17 protein-coding genes are annotated in these 18,575 nt (G+C 73.9%); 8 read left to right on the top strand and 9 right to left on the bottom strand.

The genetic code is table 11. From position 1 onward, the window contains the following. Positions 1 to 214: 214 nt before the first annotated feature. Entirely contained in the window at positions 215 to 1,753 is a 1,539-nt protein-coding gene (locus tag IO29_RS13765) for a leucyl aminopeptidase (protein ID WP_030382586.1), read from the bottom strand. Between the two features lie 431 nt (positions 1,754 to 2,184). On the opposite strand from IO29_RS13765, the gene IO29_RS13760 reads away from it, so the two are divergent. Further along, the gene (locus tag IO29_RS13760) at positions 2,185 to 2,988 is read left to right on the top strand and encodes an endo alpha-1,4 polygalactosaminidase (protein WP_030994083.1); all 804 of its coding nucleotides are present in this window, start codon (positions 2,185 to 2,187) and stop codon (positions 2,986 to 2,988) included. 22 nt (positions 2,989 to 3,010) lie between these two features. On the opposite strand, the gene IO29_RS13755 is transcribed toward IO29_RS13760, so the two are convergent. After that, positions 3,011 to 3,796, bottom strand: coding sequence for an adenosylcobinamide-GDP ribazoletransferase (locus IO29_RS13755; RefSeq protein ID WP_030382588.1), 786 nt, complete (start codon positions 3,794 to 3,796; stop codon positions 3,011 to 3,013). A 107-nt stretch (positions 3,797 to 3,903) separates the two neighbouring features. Between IO29_RS13755 and IO29_RS13750 the strand changes: the two genes are divergently transcribed. Next, positions 3,904 to 4,677 (top strand): hypothetical protein, encoded by a 774-nt coding sequence (locus IO29_RS13750; protein ID WP_030382589.1) that lies wholly within the window; start codon positions 3,904 to 3,906, stop codon positions 4,675 to 4,677. A 68-nt stretch (positions 4,678 to 4,745) separates the two neighbouring features. Here IO29_RS13750 and IO29_RS13745 read toward each other — a convergent pair whose 3' ends face one another. Together IO29_RS13745 and IO29_RS13740 are read right to left on the bottom strand one after the other, a co-directional pair. After that, positions 4,746 to 6,638: a phosphatidylglycerol lysyltransferase domain-containing protein gene (locus IO29_RS13745; RefSeq protein ID WP_030382590.1), complete on the bottom strand. Its 1,893-nt coding sequence runs from the start codon at positions 6,636 to 6,638 to the stop codon at positions 4,746 to 4,748. A 68-nt stretch (positions 6,639 to 6,706) separates the two neighbouring features. Beyond that, positions 6,707 to 7,780, bottom strand: coding sequence for a class I SAM-dependent methyltransferase (locus IO29_RS13740; RefSeq protein WP_030382591.1), 1,074 nt, complete (start codon positions 7,778 to 7,780; stop codon positions 6,707 to 6,709). A gap of 137 nt (positions 7,781 to 7,917) precedes the next feature. Between IO29_RS13740 and cobT the strand changes: the two genes are divergently transcribed. Next, on the top strand, positions 7,918 to 8,985 hold the full coding sequence (cobT, locus tag IO29_RS13735; protein WP_030382592.1) for a nicotinate-nucleotide--dimethylbenzimidazole phosphoribosyltransferase: 1,068 nt from the start codon (positions 7,918 to 7,920) through the stop codon (positions 8,983 to 8,985). Between the two features lie 332 nt (positions 8,986 to 9,317). Here cobT and IO29_RS13730 read toward each other — a convergent pair whose 3' ends face one another. Continuing rightward, positions 9,318 to 10,520 (bottom strand): bifunctional adenosylcobinamide kinase/adenosylcobinamide-phosphate guanylyltransferase, encoded by a 1,203-nt coding sequence (locus IO29_RS13730; protein WP_030382593.1) that lies wholly within the window; start codon positions 10,518 to 10,520, stop codon positions 9,318 to 9,320. A gap of 231 nt (positions 10,521 to 10,751) precedes the next feature. Here IO29_RS13730 and IO29_RS13725 point away from each other — a divergent pair, with 231 nt between their 5' ends. Further along, positions 10,752 to 11,000 carry a hypothetical protein gene (locus IO29_RS13725; RefSeq protein WP_051707951.1) on the top strand — a complete coding sequence of 83 codons (249 nt, stop codon included), beginning with the start codon at positions 10,752 to 10,754 and terminating at the stop codon, positions 10,998 to 11,000. 49 nt (positions 11,001 to 11,049) lie between these two features. Here the strand turns inward: IO29_RS13725 and IO29_RS13720 are convergent, their stop codons facing one another. The 3 genes from IO29_RS13720 to IO29_RS13710 form a co-directional block, all read right to left on the bottom strand. Continuing rightward, a complete protein-coding gene (locus IO29_RS13720; protein WP_030382595.1) occupies positions 11,050 to 12,120 on the bottom strand; it encodes a S1C family serine protease in 1,071 nt (356 codons plus the stop codon). 155 nt (positions 12,121 to 12,275) lie between these two features. Next, positions 12,276 to 12,986, bottom strand: a complete 711-nt coding sequence (locus tag IO29_RS13715) for a class I SAM-dependent methyltransferase (protein WP_030382596.1) — start codon at positions 12,984 to 12,986, stop codon at positions 12,276 to 12,278. A gap of 83 nt (positions 12,987 to 13,069) precedes the next feature. Then, complete coding sequence (locus tag IO29_RS13710; RefSeq protein ID WP_030382597.1) at positions 13,070 to 13,714, bottom strand: DUF3043 domain-containing protein; 645 nt, start codon at positions 13,712 to 13,714, stop codon at positions 13,070 to 13,072. Positions 13,715 to 13,985: 271 nt separating this feature from the next. Between IO29_RS13710 and IO29_RS13705 the strand changes: the two genes are divergently transcribed. From IO29_RS13705 to IO29_RS13690, 4 genes are all read left to right on the top strand, one after another. Beyond that, positions 13,986 to 14,792 carry a PspA/IM30 family protein gene (locus IO29_RS13705; RefSeq protein WP_078618508.1) on the top strand — a complete coding sequence of 269 codons (807 nt, stop codon included), beginning with the start codon at positions 13,986 to 13,988 and terminating at the stop codon, positions 14,790 to 14,792. A gap of 78 nt (positions 14,793 to 14,870) precedes the next feature. Next, a complete protein-coding gene (pspAA, locus tag IO29_RS13700; protein ID WP_030382599.1) occupies positions 14,871 to 15,149 on the top strand; it encodes a PspA-associated protein PspAA in 279 nt (92 codons plus the stop codon). Between the two features lie 119 nt (positions 15,150 to 15,268). After that, positions 15,269 to 16,492: a sensor histidine kinase gene (locus IO29_RS13695; RefSeq protein ID WP_106969910.1), complete on the top strand. Its 1,224-nt coding sequence runs from the start codon at positions 15,269 to 15,271 to the stop codon at positions 16,490 to 16,492. Then, on the top strand, positions 16,489 to 17,172 hold the full coding sequence (locus IO29_RS13690; RefSeq protein ID WP_030382601.1) for a response regulator transcription factor: 684 nt from the start codon (positions 16,489 to 16,491) through the stop codon (positions 17,170 to 17,172). The genes IO29_RS13695 and IO29_RS13690 overlap by 4 nt, the downstream gene beginning before the upstream one ends. Before the next feature lie 19 nt (positions 17,173 to 17,191). On the opposite strand, the gene nadA is transcribed toward IO29_RS13690, so the two are convergent. Beyond that, positions 17,192 to 18,388 (bottom strand): quinolinate synthase NadA, encoded by a 1,197-nt coding sequence (gene nadA / locus IO29_RS13685; protein WP_030382602.1) that lies wholly within the window; start codon positions 18,386 to 18,388, stop codon positions 17,192 to 17,194. Positions 18,389 to 18,575 lie beyond the last annotated feature (187 nt).

Raw genomic sequence — 18,575 nt, 5'->3', positions numbered from 1 at the left:
CCGCTCGTTCTTCGGCCCTCGGATGGGGCCCTGTCCTGCCGTGCCCCATCTTCGCACTTGTCGCCGGGGTACGAGACGCGGGGCTGGGGTGTGAGACGTCCCACGCTCACTTGTGACCGAGCAGGGGACTCACTTGTGACCGTGCGGAGGACTCACTCGTGACCGCGCACGGAGGGGCCCGCACGAGGCGGGCCCCTCCGTGCGCGGGCGGGACTCAGCCCAGGTCGCCCGCCGCCGTCAGCTCCGCGAGCCGCACCAGCGTGCGCACGGCCGTGCCCGTGCCGCCCTTGGGGGTGTAGCCGAACGGCGCGCCCTCGTTGAACGCCGGACCGGCGATGTCCAGGTGCGCCCAGGTGATGCCCTCGCCCACGAACTCGCGCAGGAAGAGACCGGCGAACAGACCGCCGCCCATCCGCTCGCCCATGTTCGAGAGGTCGGCGACCTGGGAGTCACCGGCCTTGCGCAGGTGCTCCGGCAGCGGCATCGGCCAGGCCGGCTCGCCGACCTCCTCGGCCGCCTCGTGCACCGCCGAGCGGAACGCGTCGTCGTTGGCCATGACACCGAACGTGCGGCTGCCCAGCGCCACCATCATCGCGCCGGTCAGCGTGGCCACGTCGACGATCGCGTCCGGCTCCTCCTCGGAGGCCGCCCACAGCGCGTCGGCGAGCACCAGCCGCCCCTCGGCGTCGGTGTTGAGGACCTCCACCGTCTTGCCGCTGTACATGCGCAGCACGTCACCCGGGCGGGTGGCGGAGCCGGAGGGCATGTTCTCGGCGAGTGCCAGCCAGCCGGTGACCTTGACGTCGAGGCCGAGCCGCGCGGCCGTGACGACGGCGGCGAACACGGCGGCGGCGCCGGCCATGTCGCACTTCATCGTCTCGTTGTGACCGGCTGGCTTGAGCGAGATGCCGCCCGAGTCGTAGGTGATGCCCTTGCCGACGAAGGCCAGGTGCTTGGCCGTCCGGGCGCCCTTCGCCGGGGTGTACGACAGCTTCACCAGGCGCGGCGGGACGGCGGAGCCGACGCCGACGCCGAGGATGCCGCCGTAGCCGCCCTTGGCGAGCGCCTTCTCGTCGAGCACCTGGATCTTGAGGCCGTGCTCCTTGGCCGCGGTCTGCGCGAGCGCGGCGAACCCCTGCGGGGTGAGGTCGTTCGGCGGGGTGTTGACGAGGTCGCGGGCGCGGTTGAGCTCCTCGGCGACGGCGGTGGCCCGGGCGAGCGCGGCCTTGTGGGCCTTGTCGCGGGCCTTGCCGCCGAGCAGGACGGCCTCGGCGAGGGGGGCCTTGCCGTTCTTGGCGTTCTTGCCGCCCCGGCCGGTCTCCTTGTACGCGTCGAAGACGTACGCGCCGAGCAGCACGCCCTCGGCGACGGCGCCGAGGTCGGCGGCGTCGGTGAGGGGGAGCGCGAAGGCGGCCTTGCGGGAGCCGGCCAGGGCGCGGGCGGCGGTGCCGGCGGCGCGACGGAGGGTCTCCGCGGAGTACGACGCGTCCTGCTCGGGCTCGGGGCCCAGGCCGACGGCCACGACGACGGGGGCCTTGAAGCCGGCGGGGGCGGGCAGCTTCGTCGCCTCGCCCTCGGCGCCGGTGGCACCGAGGGTCTCGAGCACGGTGGCGAGCGTGCCGTCGTACGCCGTGTCGACGGCCTCGGCGCCCGGTGCGACGACCGGGCCTTCGGTGCCCTTCGCGACACCGACCACGAGCGCGTCGGCCCGGAGGCCGGACGCGGTGGCGGTGCTGAGAGTGAGAGCAGTCACGGTGGTGAATTCTCGCTTCCGTCTAAGTGTTCTGTGGCCGAACGGATGGGGTCGACCGCCCGGTGTAGACCCTAATTCCGCGGTGCGCACTGGCCCCGACCGGCCCGGTCATGTGCCACGCCGCAGCCTACGCGCCGGTCTCGCCCCAAGAGGGTTTCGCCCCCGCCGCCCCTACCCGTCCCATCCCTTCAAGGGGCGCCGCCCCTTGGACCCCGAAACGGGGCTTCGCCCCGTCGCGCAGTTCCCCGCGCCCTAAAAAGGGGCGCGGGGAACTGCGCGAGAAGTCCCCACCCACCCGCACTCCCCACTCAACCCCACCCACCCGAGCTCTCCGGGGTCCAAGGGGCGGAGCCCCTTGTCAAGGACGGGAAGGGTAGGGGCGGCGGGGGCGAGGGAATTTTGTGGGGCACCGGCCGGTAGGTTTGAGGATCATGATTCGTCCGGGTTCGCGGCCCGTGCTGCTCGCGCTTCTCCTCACCCTCCTCACGGCCTGCGCCCCCGCGCACGACCACGACCACGACAGGGACACCGGCGGAGCCGTCTGGCATCCGGCCCCCACCACCTCCTGGCAGTGGCAGCTCAGCGGCCACCTCGACACCACCGTCGACACCGCCGTCTACGACATCGACGGCTTCGACCACCCCGCGGCGACCGTCACCACCCTGCACCACGCCCACCGCAAGGTGATCTGCTACCTCTCCACCGGCGCCTGGGAGGACTTCCGCCCGGACGCGGACGAGTTCCCGAAGTCCGTCCTCGGCCGCGGCAACGGCTGGAAGGGCGAACGCTGGCTCGACATCCGCCGCACCGACCTCCTCGAACCCCTCATGTCCGCCCGCCTCGACATGTGCGCCAAGAAGGGCTTCGACGCCGTCGAGCCCGACAACATGGACGGCTACAGGAACCGCACCGGCTTCGACCTCACCGCCACCGACCAGCTCCGCTACAACCGTCTGATCGCCAGGCTGGCGCACGAGCGCGGCATGGCCGTCGGCCTGAAGAACGACCTGGACCAGATCCCCCGTCTCGTCGGCGACTTCGACTTCGCGGTCAACGAGCAGTGCGCCCAGTACGGCGAGTGCGACAAGCTGAAGCCGTTCATCGCGGCCGGCAAGGCGGTCTTCCACGTCGAGTACGAGCTGTCGACCGACGACTTCTGCGCGCAGTCCCGGAAACTGAGGCTGAGCTCCCTGCGCAAGCACTACGCCCTGGACGCCTGGCGCAGGACCTGCTGAGCCGGGCCGGGAGACCGGGCGGTCACCCCAGCGACAGCACTACCAGCGCCGCCGTCCCCGCCGTCTCCGCGAGCGCCCCGAAGACGTCCCCCGTCACCCCGCCGAACCGCCGTACGCAGTGCCGCAGCAGCGGCTCGGCGGCCCCGACGGCGAGCGGCACCGCCAGTCCCGTACGGACGGCGTCGTACGTCCCGCCCAGCGCGGCCCCGGCCGCGACGGCCAGGACGGTCGCGGCGGCGGCCACCCACAGCGCCGCATCCCGCGGCACCGTCCCCGCCACCGCCGCGCCCAGCCCCTCCGGGCGGGCCGCGGGCACCCCCCGCCGCGCGGCCAGGGTGAGCGCGAGCCGGGCCGCCGCCGCCGACACCACCGCCGCGACCAGCCCCCGCTGCCACGAGGCGCCGTACGCCTGGGCGAGCGCGGCGACCTGCCCGAGCAGCACCAGCAGCAGGGTGAGCACGCCGAACGGCCCGATGTCCGACCGCTTCATGATGTCCAGCGCCGCCGCGGCGGGCTTGCCGCTGCCGAGCCCGTCCGCGGTGTCGGCGAGCCCGTCCAGGTGCAGACCCCGGGTCAGCGCGGCCGGTACGGCGACGGCGGCCACCGCCGCGAGCAGGGCGCCCGCGCCGAGCTGGACCAGCAGCGCCCCGAGCAGCCCGGCCGCCGCGCCGACGGCCAGCCCGGCGACCGGCGCGCAGAGCATGCCGGCCCGCGCGGCCTCCCTGTCCCACCGGGTGACGTGGACGGGGAACACCGTGAGGGTGCCGAAGGCGAAGCGGAGACCGGTCGAACGCGGGGTCGTGGACACCGGCGCAGGTTACCGGGCGGTCGCGGAACGCCGACAGGCCGTACGCCCCCGCACGGGCGCCGTACCGTCGCCGGGCCGCGAGCCCGCGAAGTGAATAAAGTGCGCGTATGGGGCACTGGTGGGTCCGCAACATCGTCGAGCCGGGGAAGCTGCCCCTGCTGCTCGCGCTCGCGGCCTTCGTCCTGACCTTTCTGCTCACCCGCGTCGTCACCCGCATGATCCGGGCCGGCAAGGGCCCCTTCGGCAACGTCAGCGCGGGCGGGACGCACATCCACCACGTGGTGCCCGGCGTCGTCCTCACCGTCCTCGGCGGCTTCGGCGCCGTCGCGAGCGGCAGGCACGGGTTCGGCTCCGGCGCGTTCGCGGTGGTGTTCGGCGTCGGCGCGGGGCTGGTGCTCGACGAGTTCGCGCTGATCCTGCACCTGGACGACGTCTACTGGACCGAGGCCGGGCGGCAGAGCGTGGAGGTCGTGGTGGTCACGGCGGCCCTGGTCGGGCTGGTCCTCGCCGGATTCCTGCCGTTCGGCGTCAACGACATGACGGGCGAGGAGCTGCGGGACCGCGGCGGCGTCGTCGTCAGCGTGGCCGTCAACTTCGCCTTCTCGCTGCTCGCCCTGAGCAAGGGCAAGGCGCGGCTGGCGCTGTTCGGGGTGATCGTGCCGCTGATCGCGCTCGTCGGGGCGGTCCGGCTGGCCCGCCCCGGCTCGTTCTGGGCCACCCGCTTCTACCGCCGCCGCCCGCGCGCCCGGGCCCGCGCCCGGCTGCGCGCCTACCGCCACGACCGGCGCTGGAGCGGCCCCCGCCGCCGGTTCCAGGACTGGATCGCCGGCGCCCCGACCCCGCCGGACCCGCCGCCGCCCGGCCTCGGCCCGCGCCGCTGAAACGGGCTCGGCGCCCCCGGCCGGCACCGAGACAGGTTTCAGCGCCCCGGGCCGGTACCGGGCCGGGTTCAGCGCCGGGACGCCAGATGCTGTCGGTGCAGCCACTTCGGCAGCCCCGGGGCCTCCAGGAACCCCTCCGCGCGGGCCGCCGCGACCGCGATGCGCGGCAGGTCCGCGCTTTTCTCGAAGAGCACGAACCGCGGTTCCCAGATGGGCCGGTACTTCGCGTTGGCGCGGTAGAGCGACTCGATCTGCCACCACCGGGAGAAGAAGCTCAGCAGCGACCGCCACAGCCGCAGCACCGGCCCGGCACCCAGCCGCGCCCCGCGCTCGAAGACCGAGCGGAACATCGCGAAGTTGAGCGAGACCTGGGCGATCCCCAGCCCCGGGGCGGCCCGCAGCAGCTCGATCACCATGAACTCGATCAGCCCGTTGTCGCAGTCCCGCCCCCGCCGCATCAGGTCCAGGGAGAGCCCGCGCGGCCCCCACGGCACGAACGACAGCAGCGCCCGCAGCCGCCCGTCCGCGTCGGTGCACTCGACCATCACGCACCGCCCGTCCTCCGGGTCGCCGAGCCGCCCCAGCGCCATGCTGAACCCGCGCTCGGTGGCGCCGTCGCGCCAGTCGTCGGCGCGGTGCAGCAGATACGCCATCTCGTCGGCCGGGATCTCCTCGTGGCGGCGGATCCGCACCCGGTGGCCCGCCCGCCGCACCCGGTTGTGCGCCTGGCGGACGGTGCGCATGGCGCGGCCCTCCAGGGTGAACTCGGCCGTCTCGACCAGCGCCTCGTCGCCGAGTTCGAGGGCGTCCAGACCGTGCCGCGCGTACACCGTGCCGGCCTCCTCGCCCGCGCCCATCACCGCGGGGGTCCAGCCGTGCGCCCGGGCCTCGGCGAGCCAGGGCACGATGGCGCCCGGCCACGCCTCCGGGTCCCCGAGCGGATCGCCGGAGGCGAGCGAGACCCCGCCGACGACCCGGTAGGCCACCGCGGCCTTCCCGGTCGGCGACCACAGCACGCTCTTCTCCCGGCGCAGCGCGAAGTACCCGAGCGAGTCCCGCTCGCCGTGCCGCTCCAGCAGCGCGCGCAGCCGCCGCTCGTCCTCCGCCGTGAGCGGGTCGACGGCACGGCGGGCGCGGAACGCGGCGTGCACGACGGCCAGGAGGAGCGCCGTACTGAGCACGTTGACGGCGACGTTGACCCAGTTGGGCGTCAGGATGCCGGGGAAGCGGGCGGTGTCGGCGGCGACCGAGATCAGCCGCAGGGTGCCGTAGTGCCAGCGCTCCCAGAACGTCGAACGGGCCGCGTCCGGCGCCCGGTTGGTGACCGTCACCAGAAGCGCGGCCAGCAGCGAGCTGCCGAGCAGCCCGACACCGCCGACGACCGCGGCGAGCCGGGGGTTGGACCGGTCCCCCTTGGCGTAGAACTCGCGCCGGCCGGCGAGCAGCGCGCCGACGAAGACGGCGGTGAGGATCAGGGAGACCCAGTTCTGCGGGTAGTGACGCACCCCGGGGGAGGTCATGGCGAGGCCGAGCAGCACCAGGAAGGGCCCGGCGAGCGCCAGGTTGAGGATCCACGCGGCCCGTTTGCGGCGGCGCAGGGTGACGGCGAGGAACAGGGCCACCACGCCGGAGGCGAAGCCCGCGGTCAGCAGGTACGGCGTGAACAGGTCGGCGTGGTTGTGGCGCCGTACGTCCTGGCCGAGGGAGACCCAGACGGCGCTGAGCAGATTGACGCACGCGACGAGCCGTACGTACCAGACGGCGAACGCGGCGGCCCGCCGCGCGAGCACCGCCCGCCGCTCCGAGCCGACGCCCCACGGCCCCCCGCGCCCCCAGGCCGTACGGAGCCGGGAGACGGGACGGAACCGCAGCCGGGGGACCGGGCGGCGGGGCCGGGAGGCCGGACGGGGCGGGGGCACCGTACGGTCGCCGGTCCCCACGTTGACTCGGGCATCTGCCATGAAACCGGATCATATCCGTGCGTCTCCGGCAGTACGTCCGCATCCCCCTCTCTAGGACGACACGATCCTCAAGGGCGTTGCGCGACGATGCGGAACGTGTTGGCAAAGCGGGTGTGCCGCAGCGCGGGCGCCAGCGCGTGGTCGACCGCCGCCCCCGCCGCGACCAGCGGGGCCCCCGCCCCGAGCACCGCCCTGCGGACCGTGCGGGCCGGCGGCGAGGGCGGCGCCGGCCGCCACGGTGTGTCCGGCGCGGGGGCCGCCCGGGAGAGGGCCAGGGCCAGCGCCGCCGTCAGATCGCCGGGCGCGTGCGACCGCGTCCGGTCCACCGCGAGCACCTCGCAGCCGCGCGCCGCCAGCTCCGCCGTCAGATTCCGCACCGTCGGCAGATGCAGCTGCCGCGGCTGGTCGTACGGAACCCACCAGCGCCCCAGCAGCCGCGCGAACAGGCAGCCGGGGTCCGGGAGTTCGAGCAGCAGACGGCCCCCCGGGCGCAGTACGGCGAGCGCGGCGCGCAGCTCGGCGCGCGGACCCGGCACCCGCGGCAGATGGTGCAGCATGCTCACCACGTCGTAGCGGGCCCGCAGCCGCGCGACGACGTGCGGGTCGGTGAGGTGCCCGCGGTGCGCCTCCTCCACCCGCCCCTCGGCCCGCGCCCACTCCACCCGGCCCGTGGTGTCCAGCCCGTCGAAGGAGGTGTACGGGAAGAACTCCCGCGCCGCCGCCGGGAAGTGCCCGTAGCCGGTGCCGACGTCGAGCCAGCTCTCCGGTTCGCCGTACGGCAGCATCGCCCGCGCGGCGGCCCGGTGCCGCCGCCGGGTGGCCCGCGCGAGCCCCGGCCAGGGCGCCGACTCCCCGGCCTCCAGGGGGCTTTCGGCCAGGTCGCGGTGGTGGAAGGCGAGCCCCTCGGCGGAGAGCGGGGGGTTCTGGAAGGCGTGCCCGCAGTCCCGGCAGCCGTCGACGGTGAACCGTCCGGGCCGGTGCCGCAGCAGGTCGGGCGTGCGCACCCGGGTGCGCAGCCGGCCCGAACCGCACCAGGGGCAGCTCTCGCGCCGGGGCCCGAGGAACTGCTCGATACCCCGGGCGACTTCACCGAGGCACGCGGTCCGCCGCGCGGTGATCGCCTGCGAGGTGCTGCGGGACATGGGCGACTCCTGGAAGGCGGGAATGCTCCGTAGTAAATGCGAGCAAAACGGAACGTATGGGATCGCGATCACCGGTGCAACGACGTGCCCCCCACGTGGCGCGGGCCGGTCCGTCCGCTGCCGGTACTGTTCGGCGAATGAGCTCGCTTAATCTCGACGACTTCACCGATCTGATCGAGCGCCCCGACGGCGGGGTGCGCCGCGACGCCGAGGCGCACCGGGAGAGTCGGATCGTGCCCCCCGGGGCCCTGGGCCGCCTGGACGAGCTGGGCGAGTGGCTCGCCGCGGCGCAGTCCGCGGTGCCGGTACGGCCGATCGAGCGGCCGCGCGCGGTGCTGTTCGCGGGCGACCACGGGGTCGCCGCGCTCGGGGTGTCGGCCCGGCCCGCGGGCGAGGCCGTGCGGCTGGTGCGGGACGTACTGGACGGGGCCGGCCCTGCGGCGATCCTCGCCCGCGGGGCCGGGGTGCCCGTACGGGTGGTCGACCTGGGCCTGGACTGCGACCCCGGGGCGCTGCCCGCCGAGGTCGTACGCCACCGGGTGCGGCGCGGCAGCGGGCGCATCGACATCGAGGACGCGCTCAGCGCGGAGGAGGCCGAGGCGGCGTTCCGGGCCGGGATGGCGGTCGCCGACGAGGAGGCCGACGGCGGGACGGACCTGGTCGTCCTCGGCGACATCAGCGTCGGTGGCACGACGCCGGCGGCCGTGCTCATCGCCGCGCTGTGCGGGACCGACGCGTCGGTGGTGACCGGGCGGGGCGGGCAGGCCATCGACGACCTCGCGTGGATGCGCAAGTGCGCGGCGATCCGGGACGCGTTGCGGCGGGCGCGGCCGGTGCTGGGGGATCAGCTGCAACTGCTCGCGACGGTCGGCGGGGCCGATCTCGCGGCGATGACGGGGTTCCTGCTGCAATGTGCCGTGCGCAAGACGCCGGTGATCCTGGACGGGGTGGTGTCGGCGGCCTGTGCGCTGGTGGGGCAGCGGGTGGCGTTCCGGGCGCCGGACTGGTGGCTCGCGGGGCAGAGCAGTGGGGAGCCGGGGCAGGCGAAGGCGCTGGACCGGATGGCGATCGAGCCGTTGCTGGACCACGGGGTGACGGTCGGCGAGGGCGCGGGCGCCCTCCTCGCCCTCCCCCTGGTCCGCGCCGCCGCATCCCTGGCAGCGGAGCTGCCGGCCCGGCCGACGGCCCCGGCGGAGCCGGAGTGACGGAGGGGCGGGGAAGTTCTCCTCGCCCCCGCCGCCCCTACCCTTCCCGTCCCCTCAAGGGGCTCCGCCCCTTGGACCCCGGGAGAGCTCGGGTGGTGGGGGTTGTGTGGGGAGTGCGGGTGGGTGGGGGCTGATCGCGCAGTTCCCCGCGCCCCTTAAAAGCTAGGGGGCTGCGCCCCCTGCTTTTCCACGGGCGCGGGGAACTGCGCGGGCAACCACGACGCACCCGCACCCACCCACGAACCCCACCCACCCTCCCCGGGGGGCCCGGGGGCGGAGCCCCCGGGTTGAGGATGGGACGGGTAGGGGCGGCGGGGGCGAGGGAGAGATGTTCAGCCGCGCAGCGCGAGGGGCTGGCCGGCGACGACCAGGAGTACCGTTTCGCACTCCGCCCCCACCGCCGCGTTCAGCCGGCCCAACTCGTCGCGGTACCGCCGCCCCGACGCCGTGGCCGGGACGATCCCGGACCCCACCTCGTTGGACACCGCCACCACCGTCCGCCGAGCCGCCCGCACCGCCCCCGCCAACTCCTCCACCCGCCCCCGCAACGCCTTCTCCCCGCCCCCGCCCCACTCCGCGTCGTCCCACGCGTTCACCGTGTCCATCGCATCGGTCAGCCACAGCGACAGACAGTCGATCAGCAGCGGCGGCCCGCTCTCTCCCAGCAGCGGCACCAGATCGCACGTCTCCACCGTCCGCCACGACCCCGGCCGCCGCTCCCGGTGCGCGGCCACCCGCGCCGCCCACTCGGTGTCCCCGCCCCGCGTGCCTCCCGTCGCCACGTACAGCACGTCGGGGAAGGACTCCAGCCGCCGCTCCGCCTCCACCGACTTCCCCGACCGCGCCCCGCCGAGCACCAGCGTGCGGCGGGGCACGTCGGGCACGTCCTCGTAGACGCCCACCGTCAGCGTCGTCCCGTCCGGCACCGCCCGCGCCCCCGCCGCCGCGAGCCGCCGCCGTGTCTCGGCGCCCGGCGGCACGTCGTGGTCGAGGTGCACGGCGACCACGTCCGTCGTCGGCCCCGCCGCGCCCACCGCCCGGAGCCGTGCCAGCGCGTCGGGGCGGCCCAGTACGTCGGCGACGACCATGTCGTACGTCTCGGCCACCCCGTTCTCCAGCCCGGCCGGCGCACCGCCGGGCGGCAGGTACAGCAGCCGGGTGCCGTCCGGACCGGTCACCGCGTACCCGGTGCCCGGCGCGTCCAGCGCCACCGCCCGCACCCGGTGCCCGGTCAGCAGCGCCAGCTCCCGCCCGTCCGGCACCCGCCCGGGCTGCGGCAGCCCCGCCGGGACCTCCACCGCGGGCCCGTCGTGCGGATGCGACAGCAGCACCTGCCGTACACCGCCCAGCGAGCGTCCGGCGCGCGCCGCCGCGAACGCGGCGCCCGGGGTCAGGTCCAGCAGCAGCGTGTCGTCGACGAGCAGCGCGGTCGCCGCGCGCGCGTCCGCGCCGAGGGAGGTCGCGCAGGTCGCGCAGGGACAGTCGGGGCGGGGCAGGCCCGCGGGGGCGCCGGTGCCGAGCAGTGTCAGTTCCACGGACCCGATTTTCACTTGTTTCCACCCGTCTCCGCAGATCGGGCACGCCCGACCAGGGTCTGTCGTCCGGATCAGGTCGCAGGGGACTGACGGTGCCGTCTCAGTGCCGGTGTGCGTGCCGGATCCCGCGTCTGCGGGCTGATCCAAACGGACAGGCCCTAGGCTTCGGGACGGGAGACGGACCATGATCCGGCTCCCGCTGTGCAGTGTGCTCACACCTTGGAGGCGTACATGGCGGCATGGACGTGGCGGTTCGAGAAGGCCGACGGGGCGGAGGTCGAGCCCGCGGTCGTGCCGGAGGAGTTCACCACGCAGGGGGATGCCGAGTCCTGGATCGGGGAGCACTTCAGGCAGCTGCTGGAGGGCGGCGCCGACCAGGTGCGGCTGTTCGAGGACGGCACGCAGATCTACGGCCCGATGAGCCTGCACGCCGAGGAGGCACAGGCGGACGAGGAGCCGCAGGAGCCGCAGGAGGCGTAGGAGGCAGGAGGCAGGAGGCAGGGGGCCGGCGGGCGGGAAGGGGCCGGCGTTACTGCTCGCCCAGTGTCACGTCGGCCGTCCTGCGGTCGCCGCCCCGCGTGTACGTCACCGTCGTGCGGTCGCCCGGCTTCTTGCCGGCCAGCGCCTCGGCGAGCGAGGTGAGGGTGGTGACCCGGGTGCCGCCGAGACCGGTGATGATGTCACCCGACTTCAGCCCCGCCCTGTCGGCCGCGCCGCCCTTGGTGACGTCCACGACCGCGACCCCCGCCGGCTGGTAGTCGTCACCGACCACCGTCCGGGCCGTGATCCCGAGCGCGGCCCGGCCGGAGTCGGTGACCTTGCCGTCCCGCACGATCTGGTCGGCGATCGTCTTCACCATCGACGACGGGATCGCGAACCCGATCCCCGGCGCCGCGCTGCCGCCCAGGTCGGGGTCCGTCGCGGCGAGCGTGGGAATCCCGATCACCCGGCTGTCGAGGTCCACGAGCGCGCCCCCGCTGTTGCCGGGGTTGATCGCCGCGGAGGTTTGCAGCATGTTCGGGATGGTGGCGCCGGTGCCGCCGCCCGAGCGGCCCTCGCTGACGGTGCGGCCGGTCGCCGAGACGATGCCCTGGGTCACGCTCGACGACAGGCCGAGCGGGGAGCCCATCGCCAGCACGATCTGGCCGACCGCGACCTTCGTGGAGTCGGCGAAGGCGGCCGCCTTCAGTCCCTGCGGCAGCTTGTCCAGCTTGATGACGGCGAGGTCCTGCTCGGGGTACGAGTACACCAGCCGTGCGGTGAAGGTGCCCTCGCTGTTGGCCGTGGTCACCTTGAACGTCTTCTCGTCGCCGACGACGTGCGCGTTGGTGACGATGTGGCCCTTGTCGTCGTAGACCACCCCGGAGCCCAGGTCCTGGCTGGCCCGGATCTGCACGACCGAGGGCAGGACGTCCTTGATGACCCTCTGGTAGTCGCTCTGGAGGTCGCTCGCGGCCATGGGGTGAGCGGCGGGGGTGGCGGTGGCGGCGCGGGGTTCGTCCGCGGAGCCGCCTGAACCGGAGGAGCAGCCGCCCAGGAGGAGGGCGGCGCAGGCCATGACGGAGCACGTCGTGAGCGCGCGGCTACGGAAAGCGTCCATACGACGAGTGTGTGGGCGCCCGGCGCCCCCGTCCCCCGCTGGCCCCCCGAACGGGCCTGATCGCGGGGGCGTGCGGGTCGGTTGCGGTTGCGACAAGCCACGACGCACCCGCGGCCGCCGGCGGAAACGCGAACCCCCGGGCTATGAGGCGCCCGTCAGCCCCGCACCCCGCAAAGGTGCAGCAACGCCGCGACCCGGCGGTACGGATCCGTCCGCCCCGCCCGTTCCTCCGCCGCCAGCAGCGCGGTCAACGCGCCGTCGGAGGCCGGGGGCTCCGCCCCGTCCGGCGCCGTGTCCGTGAAGACCCGTACGCCGTACCATGCGTGCAACGGCGCCCCGATCCCCGCGAGCGTCGCCGTCAGCGCCTCCAGGCGGTCGGCGCGTACCTCCAGGTTGAGACGGTTCGTATACGCCGTCGTGTCGAACGCGGCGAGCGCCGCCGGCCAGTCGCCGGACAGACCCGGCCGCATGGCGAGCGCGTCGCCGTTGCGTACGAGGAGGGACAGCAGACCGCCCGGGGCCAGCATCCGGGCCAGGCCCGCCACCAGCGGATCCGGCTCCTCCACGTACATCAGCACCCCGTGGCACAGCACCACGTCGAAGCTGCCCGGCAGGAAGTGCACGCCGGTGTCGCGGCCGTCGCCCTCGATGATCCGCATCCGCTCGCGGACGCCCTCCGGCTCCGCGGCCAGCGCCTCGTGCGCCGCGATGAGCATTCGCGCGTCCCGCTCCAGGCCGGTCACCTTGTGCCCGGCCCGCAGCAGCCGCAGGGCCTGCGTGCCCTGGCCCATGCCGACATCGAGCACCCGCAGCCGCTGCCCGACCGGGAACCGCCCGGCTATCTGCTCGTCCAGCTGCCGGGCCACCAGCTCCTGCCGGACGACGTCCCGCAGCCCGCCCAGCTTGTCCAGCCACGCGTCGGCCGCGCCCCCGGCGAACTCGTCCGTGCTCAGGGCCGTTCCCCGCGCTTGGCCTGGGGCTTGGGCAGCCGCAGCCGGCGCATCTGGAGCGAGCGCATCAGCGCGTAGGCGACGGCGCCGCGCCGGTTCTGGTCCGGGAAGCGGGCGGTGAGCTGCTTGCGCAGCCGGAACGCGGAGACGACCGAGTCGAGCACGATCAGCACGATCACGACCAGCCACAGCAGCAGCGCGATGTTCTGGAGCGAGCCCACCCGCACCAGGCTCAGCGCCAGGATGACCACGGCCATCGGCAGGAAGAACTCCGCGACGCTGAACCGCGAGTCGATGTAGTCCCGCGCGAACTTGCGCACCGGGCCCTTGTCGCGCGCGGGGAGGTACCGCTCGTCGCCGCTGGCCAGCGCCTGGCGCTGACGCTCCATCGCGGCGCGGCGCTCGTCGCGCTGGCGCCGGGCGGCGTCCTTGCGCGTCACCGGCGTCGTCGCGACGCTGCGGCGCTGCGACTGCGCCTCGCTGCGCTTGGGGGTGGGCCGGCCCTTCGGGGCCTGCGGGTCACGGGGCTGCTTGGAGCCGGTCGCGCTCACCTTGTCGGCGACGGCGGCCTTCTCGTCCTTGGCACGGCTACGGAACACGAAACCCAAGGGTACGGGGTGCACCGGCATGGACCGCAGCCGCATGGGGAACGATCCCGCAACACCATTCGTCTGCGGGGGGAGGGATGCGGCGGTTTCTGGTGGTTGCGCCGGGGGCACTCCGGCGGACCCGGGGAAAACCCCGCCGTTTCGGGGAGGCACCTACTCCCTGGGCCGGAGCGGAACCGACCGCAGTCGTCCTTGGGGATGACCGCATCACTCCCCGAACAGTGCGGTAATGGAGGCAGGGCCCGTACTGTGGGTTCTGTCGCAGTCGCTGGAGCTGAAGTCCGTCAGAAGGGGGCGCGCGAAGCCCATGAGCGGTGTCATGAAGCGTATGGGGATGATCTTCCGCGCGAAGGCGAACAAGGCCCTTGACCGGGCCGAGGACCCGCGCGAGACCCTCGATTACTCGTATCAGAAGCAGCTGGAGCTGTTGCAGAAGGTGCGCCGCGGCGTCGCCGACGTGGCGACCTCGCGCAAGCGCCTGGAGCTCCAGCTCAACCAGCTCCAGTCCCAGTCCGGGAAGCTGGAGGACCAGGGCCGCAAGGCGCTCGCCCTCGGCCGCGAGGACCTCGCCCGCGAGGCGCTCTCCCGCCGCGCCGCGCTCCAGCAGCAGGTCACCGACCTGGAGACCCAGCACCAGACCCTCCAGGGCGAGGAGGAGAAGCTCACCCTCGCGGCCCAGCGCCTCCAGGCCAAGGTGGACGCCTTCCGTACGAAGAAGGAGACCATCAAGGCCACGTACACCGCCGCCCAGGCGCAGACCCGGATCGGCGAGGCCTTCTCCGGCATCTCCGAGGAGATGGGCGACGTCGGCCTGGCCATCCAGCGCGCCGAGGACAAGACGCAGCAGATGCAGGCCCGCGCCGGCGCCATCGACGAACTCCTCGCCTCCGGCGCCCTGGACGACCCCTCCGGCATGGCCAAGGACGACATCCAGGCCGAGCTGGACCGCCTCTCCGGCGGCACGGACGTGGAGCTGGAGCTGCAACGGATGAAGGCGGAGCTGGCCGGCCCCGCCGAGCAGCGCCAGGCCCTCGAGGGCGGCGAGGGCCAGGCCCAGTCGCCGTCCCCGAGCCAGTCCCAGCCGCAGGACACCCCGCGCTTCGACAAGCAGTGACGCCGGGCATCGCTCACAATGCGGTCACGGGCCGCCACGGCCCGATCCGGTCCCACGCGCGCGCCTGAGGAGGGCGACATGATCGTACGGATCATGGGGGAGGGGCAGGTGAAGCTGGACGACTCCCGCTTCGCCGAGCTCAACAAGCTGGACGACGACCTGCTGGCGGAGGTGGAGGGCGGCGACGAGGCGGGCTTCCGGCGCACGCTGACGGCGCTGCTGGACGAGGTGCGGCGGCTCGGCGAGCCGTTGCCCGCCGACTCCCTGGAGCCGTCCGAGCTCATCCTCCCGTCGCCCGAGGCGACGCTGGAGGAGGTCCGGGAGATGCTGGCGGACGACGGGTTGTTGCCGGGGTAGGCAGGTGCCGGGGCAGGCAGTACGGGCCGCCCAAGAGCTAGCGGCGGAGCCGCGGTTCGACACAGCCCCGCGCCCCTCGCGGGGACACCCTTCGCGACGCGCCCCGTACCTTTGTCCCCGTGGGCAATCTGTCGCAGGCCCGGTGCTGGCCGTCGAAGCATCCCGTGACGTTCGACGGGGGGCTCGCCGTCGGCGTGTTCGTCTGCATGGTCGCCGGGTCCTTCGTCGACCCGCACGGGGAGCACGGGGTGTCCTGGACCCTGCGCACCCCCACCCCCCTCAGCCTCGCCCTGATGGTGCCGGCCGCCGCCGCGCTGGTGCTGCGCCGGCTCGTCCCGCTCGCCGTCCTGGCCGTCACCACCGCCCTCTCCCTCGTCGAGCTGATCACCGGCGACCCCCGCGCCCCCGTCTCGATGGCCGCCGTCATCGCGCTGTTCACCGTCGCCGCCGTCACCGACCGCCCCACCACCTGGCGGGTCGGCCTGCTGACCATGACCGTGCTGACCGCCACCGCGATGCTCTCCGGACCGCTGCCCTGGTACACCCAGGAGAACCTCGGCCTGTTCGCCTGGACCGGCATGGCCGCGGCGGCCGGGGACGCCGTCCGCAGCCGGCGCGCGTTCGTGCACGCCATCCGCGAGCGCGCCGAACGCGCCGAGCGCACCCGCGAGGAGGAGGCCCGCCGCCGTGTCGCCGAGGAGCGGCTGCGCATCGCCCGCGATCTGCACGACGTCGTCGCCCACCACATCGCCCTGGTCAACGTCCAGGCCGGGGTCGCCGCGCACGTCATGGACAAACGGCCCGACCAGGCCAAGGAGGCCCTCGCCCACGTACGGGAGGCCAGCCGCTCGGCGCTGAACGAACTGCGGGCCACCGTCGGCCTGCTGCGCCAGTCCGGCGACCCGGAGGCCCCCACCGAACCCGCCCCGGGCCTGGCCAGGCTCGACGAACTCGCCGACACCTTCCGCCACGCGGGCCTGCCCGTGGAGGTCGCCCGCGCCGACCACGGCACGATCCTGCCCGCCGCCGTCGACCTCGCCGCCTACCGCGTCATCCAGGAAGCCCTCACCAACGTGCAGAAACACGCGGGCGAGAGCGCCAAGGCCGAGGTCAGCGTCGTCCGCGTGGGCCCGCACGTCGAGATCACCGTCCTGGACGACGGGGCGGGCGGCGACGACGGCCCCGAGGACGGGGGCGGGCACGGACTGCTCGGCATGCGCGAGCGCGTCACCGCCCTGGCCGGCACCCTCACCGCGGGCCCCCGGTACGGAGGCGGCTTCCGCGTCCATGCGATCCTGCCGCTCGACCGCCGTACTTCCGCCACCACCGAGGACAGCCCATGACGATCCGCGTCCTGCTCGCCGACGACCAGGCGCTGCTGCGGAGCGCGTTCCGCGTGCTCGTGGACTCCGAGCCGGACATGGAGGTCGTGGGGGAGGCCTGCGAGGGCGCGGAGGCGGTGCGTCTGACCCGCGAACGGGCCGCCGACGTCGTCCTCATGGACATCCGCATGCCCGGCACCGACGGCCTCGCCGCCACCCGGCTGATCAGCGCGGACCCCGAACTCGCCCATGTCCGGGTGGTGATGCTGACGACCTTCGAGGTCGACGAGTACGTGGTGCAGTCCCTGCGCGCCGGCGCCTCCGGCTTCCTGGGCAAGGGCTCCGAACCGGAGGAGCTGCTGAGCGCGATCCGGGTCGCCGCCGGCGGCGAGGCACTGCTGTCGCCCGCCGCCACCAAGGGGCTGATCGCCCGGTTCCTGGCGCAGGGCGACATGGACGACGACGGCCGCGACCGGGCGCACGCCGAGCGGCTCGCCGCGCTCACCGGGCGCGAGCGCGAGGTGCTCGTCCAGGTGGCGGGCGGCCACTCCAACGACGAGATCGCCGAGCGGCTGGAGGTCAGCCCGCTGACGGTGAAGACGCACGTCAACCGCGCCATGAGCAAGCTCCACGCGCGCGACCGCGCCCAACTGGTCGTCATCGCCTACGAGTCGGGCCTGGTCCGCCCGCGCACGGACTGACCAGGCCCCGGGCCGTGGTCTACGGAAGCGCCAGCATCCGCTCCAGGGCCAGCTTGGCGAACGCCTCCGTCTCCGCGTCCACCTCGATCCGGTTCACCAGCGTGCCCTCCGCCAGCGACTCCAGCGTCCACACCAGGTGCGGCAGGTCGATGCGGTTCATCGTCGAGCAGAAGCAGACCGTGCGGTCCAGGAAGACGATCTCCTTGCCCTCGGGGGCGAAACGGTTCGCCAGCCGCCGTACCAGGTTCAGCTCCGTGCCGATCGCCCACTTGGACCCGGCCGGGGCCTCCTCCAGCGCCTTGATGATGTACTCCGTCGAGCCGACCTGGTCCGCCGCGGCGACGACCTCGTGACGGCACTCGGGGTGCACCAGCACGTTGACGCCGGGTATCCGGGCCCGTACGTCGTTCACCGACTCCAGGCTGAAGCGGCCGTGCACCGAGCAGTGGCCGCGCCACAGGATCATCTTGGCGGCGCGCAGCTCCTCCGTCGTCAGCCCGCCGTTCGGCTTGTGGGGGTTGTAGACGACGCAGTCCTCGAGCGACATCCCCATGTCGCGGACGGCGGTGTTGCGCCCGAGGTGCTGGTCGGGCAGGAACAGCACCTTCGTCGTCGCGGGCTCGCCCTGCGCGAACGCCCACTCCAGGGCCCGCTTCGCGTTGGAGGAGGTGCAGATGGTGCCTCCGTGTCGGCCGGTGAAGGCCTTGATGTCGGCGGAGGAGTTCATGTACGACACCGGCACCACCTGCTCGGCGATGCCCGCCTCGGTGAGCACGTCCCAGCACTCGGCGACCTGCTCGGCCGTCGCCATGTCGGCCATGGAACAGCCGGCGGCCAGGTCGGGCAGGACGACCTTCTGGGCGTCGGAGGTGAGGATGTCGGCGGACTCGGCCATGAAGTGCACGCCGCAGAAGACGATGTACTCCGCCTCGGGGCGGGCGGCGGCGTCGCGGGCCAGTTTGAAGGAGTCGCCGGTGACGTCCGCGAACTGGATGACCTCGTCGCGCTGGTAGTGGTGGCCGAGCACGAAGACCTTGTCGCCGAGCTTCTCCTTGGCCGCGCGGGCGCGCTCGACCAGGTCCGGGTCGGACGGCGAGGGCAGGTCGCCGGGGCACTCCACACCGCGCTCGCTCCTCGGGTCGGCCTCGCGGCCGAGCAGCAGCAGGGCGAGGGGTGAGGGCTGTACGTCGAGCTCGGTGGTCTGGGCGGTGGTCACGGCACGCACCCTTTCTGTTCTGCGGCTCGTCGGCCGGGGCACCGGACCGACGGGGCATACGGGTCAAACGGGATCGACAGCACCGACTTCTCGTCGGATTGACGTTATTATCATATCCGCTTCGCGTCAGTTTGACGACGGCCCTCGCGTCCATGTGACGTGAATCCCGGTCGCCCGGAACCGGGAA

It is taken from the genome of Streptomyces sp. NRRL F-6676 (genome assembly GCF_000725625.1).
In the GTDB taxonomy this organism is placed as follows: Bacteria; Actinomycetota; Actinomycetes; order Streptomycetales; family Streptomycetaceae; genus Streptomyces.
This window is presented reverse-complemented; position numbering and strand designations above follow the sequence as displayed.

Coding starts and splice junctions, on each gene's coding strand:
- IO29_RS13760 (WP_030994083.1), top strand. CDS start 2,185: ATGATTCGTCCGGGTTCGCGGCCCGTGCTGCTCGCGCTTCTCCTCACC.
- IO29_RS13750 (WP_030382589.1), top strand. CDS start 3,904: ATGGGGCACTGGTGGGTCCGCAACATCGTCGAGCCGGGGAAGCTGCCC.
- IO29_RS13745 (WP_030382590.1), bottom strand. CDS start 6,638: ATGGCAGATGCCCGAGTCAACGTGGGGACCGGCGACCGTACGGTGCCC.
- IO29_RS13740 (WP_030382591.1), bottom strand. CDS start 7,780: ATGTCCCGCAGCACCTCGCAGGCGATCACCGCGCGGCGGACCGCGTGC.
- cobT (WP_030382592.1), top strand. CDS start 7,918: ATGAGCTCGCTTAATCTCGACGACTTCACCGATCTGATCGAGCGCCCC.
- IO29_RS13725 (WP_051707951.1), top strand. CDS start 10,752: ATGGCGGCATGGACGTGGCGGTTCGAGAAGGCCGACGGGGCGGAGGTC.
- IO29_RS13720 (WP_030382595.1), bottom strand. CDS start 12,120: ATGGACGCTTTCCGTAGCCGCGCGCTCACGACGTGCTCCGTCATGGCC.
- IO29_RS13710 (WP_030382597.1), bottom strand. CDS start 13,714: ATGCGGCTGCGGTCCATGCCGGTGCACCCCGTACCCTTGGGTTTCGTG.
- IO29_RS13705 (WP_078618508.1), top strand. CDS start 13,986: ATGAGCGGTGTCATGAAGCGTATGGGGATGATCTTCCGCGCGAAGGCG.
- pspAA (WP_030382599.1), top strand. CDS start 14,871: ATGATCGTACGGATCATGGGGGAGGGGCAGGTGAAGCTGGACGACTCC.
- IO29_RS13690 (WP_030382601.1), top strand. CDS start 16,489: ATGACGATCCGCGTCCTGCTCGCCGACGACCAGGCGCTGCTGCGGAGC.